The following is a 1,902-nucleotide window of genomic DNA, read 5'->3' as shown; positions in this document are numbered from 1 at the left end:
TTGGGCGACGCGGGGTCTCATCCGCTTTTTCCCCATTCTCGTTCCTGAATTTCCACAACTTCCTCAGGCTGAGGACGGAAGCCAAAAGCACATACCGCGTCCAAAGATACGCTCAGGGGTTCTATAAGCTGACGCTTAAATTCATAAAATCCACAATCAGCAATAGCACTTGCTAATTTGTGATCTCTTGGTGCGCGTTCCCTTGCGACTATAGTCGTCGCGGGGTCGCACCGCTTTTTGAGCATTCCACTAAAACCTTTTTTTTGAGGATATAATATATAGAAAAATAGTCGAGATTTAACTTTCCTGGGGAGCAAGATTCTAAATTGCGATCATGGAAGAGCAGCGTCATCTTTGATTCGCTGTATAGAGGATGTCACGTACTATAATATTGTGTAGTGGAGACTAAGCTTTCTTTTTAGAAAGATATAGTAAAAATTCAAATTTTTTGATGCAAATAATTGATTCTAGAACTAGAAAGTTAAGGTGAGGAGCAAAAGAGGCAAAAATCTTATCGTTATTCCATTTCTGTTGGTTTAAGTAATAGTTCCACTCCCTCTAATATTTTTTCTACTCTCTCCGGTGAAAGAGTACCTATTTTATCTGTCAATTTTGCTTTTTCTACTGTGAAAATCTGGGATATATTCACAACTATTTTATCTGGTAAATTTGCCTCACCCACTGCCAAAACAATATTGCCAGGAACAGCAGCAAGCTTGAGATTAGAACTTAAACTACAAACAACCACAGTCTTAATCAAACTAAAATTAAAAACATTGTTCTGAATTACAACATGAGGATGTCTGTAAGTAGCTTGAGAACCGGATGGTTCATCTAATTCAATCCAGAATATATCACCTTGATTAATTAGCACTCGTCCTCTATTATACTCCTATGATGTCCACTAATACTACTTATTGATGTTGATACTTCTGTATCAGAAACATCCTCATAAGCAGCATTTATTTTTTCTAGCAATAGTCGATTTTGATGCCGACGAATAAACTCTTCTAGAGCGATCGCTATTAAACGACTTCTAGATATTTTCATTTCTGCTGCTAGTGCTTCAGCTTGTTCAAACAGATACTCTTGTAATGAAATTGCAGTTTTGACAGTGGCCATATAATTATAATTTAACTTTTATGTTAGTATAATCATAGGTTATATTGCTGTCAATACTTATTCAAAAAGGTCTCACCTCTTGAATTTATTGAGACATTTAACTCCTCCTGATACTGAAACTCAAAATCATCCTAGTATTCTAGATTTAATTTGGAGTTAATTTGTTTCAAATAATTCCAGAGAAAATCTTAAATTCGGGAAAAATCTAAAATCTAACAATGAAAAATGCAGAGGCCAGAAGGAAAAATTGCTTGGGGTTTGAATCTTAATCCAGCTTGATTCGGCAAGGGGTCTCCCATTATAGTGACAGCTTAACGGTGAGGGGAATTGCCGACAGTAAATTAAACTGGTGTCGATTGATGTTCGACATATTACTTTAATTGCTCAATAGTTACACGACCGCAACTAGCAATAAAATAGGAACCATTCTACAGTACAGGTTTCCGATAAAATCTTGCCAGGTAATCAGCAAAGTCTCTCCTGATCAAACTGCTAGAAACAGTTTTGAGATTAGCTATAAATTTACTCAATTGAATTTTTGGGTTGCGGTAAGTGTAATATAAAAATTATGATAATTACCGAAAAATTGTGGGTATGCGCCTCCCCTTTTAAGGGGATAAAAAAGAGCATATTCGCTAAGGTCAAGCCTCCTTATTGCAGAGGTACTGATAACTGATAACTGATGACTGATAACTGAAATGACTCATTGCTATAAAATCAACCCCACTGCTGAACAGTCAGCCAAAATTGATTATTGGTTGGAACACCTGCGAAGGCATA

At 36.5% G+C, this 1,902-nt stretch carries 3 protein-coding genes and 1 pseudogene; all 4 read right to left on the bottom strand.

Translation table 11 applies throughout. The annotated features are described in order from the left end of the window. Positions 1–17 precede the first annotated feature (17 nt). Positions 18–245 (bottom strand): hypothetical protein, encoded by a 228-nt coding sequence (locus tag F6K13_RS31090; protein ID WP_124154675.1) that lies wholly within the window; start codon positions 243–245, stop codon positions 18–20. Between the two features lie 272 nt (positions 246–517). Beyond that, the gene (locus F6K13_RS31085; protein ID WP_124144962.1) at positions 518–874 is read right to left on the bottom strand and encodes a type II toxin-antitoxin system PemK/MazF family toxin; all 357 of its coding nucleotides are present in this window, start codon (positions 872–874) and stop codon (positions 518–520) included. After that, positions 868–1,122 (bottom strand): hypothetical protein, encoded by a 255-nt coding sequence (locus F6K13_RS31080; RefSeq protein WP_124144963.1) that lies wholly within the window; start codon positions 1,120–1,122, stop codon positions 868–870. The genes F6K13_RS31085 and F6K13_RS31080 overlap by 7 nt, the downstream gene beginning before the upstream one ends. A gap of 371 nt (positions 1,123–1,493) precedes the next feature. Beyond that, positions 1,494–1,664, bottom strand: a pseudogene (locus F6K13_RS31075) (transposase); the annotation flags it as partial. Between the last annotated feature and the right edge of the window lie 238 nt (positions 1,665–1,902).

The organism is Okeania sp. SIO2B9 (genome assembly GCF_010672505.1).
In the GTDB taxonomy this organism is placed as follows: Bacteria; Cyanobacteriota; Cyanobacteriia; order Cyanobacteriales; family Microcoleaceae; genus Okeania; species Okeania hirsuta.
This window is presented reverse-complemented; position numbering and strand designations above follow the sequence as displayed.

Bases quoted from the DNA above. Each gene is read 5' to 3' on its own strand.
- F6K13_RS31090 (WP_124154675.1), bottom strand. From the start codon at position 245: ATGCTCAAAAAGCGGTGCGACCCCGCGACGACTATAGTCGCAAGGGAA.
- F6K13_RS31080 (WP_124144963.1), bottom strand. From the start codon at position 1,122: ATGGCCACTGTCAAAACTGCAATTTCATTACAAGAGTATCTGTTTGAA.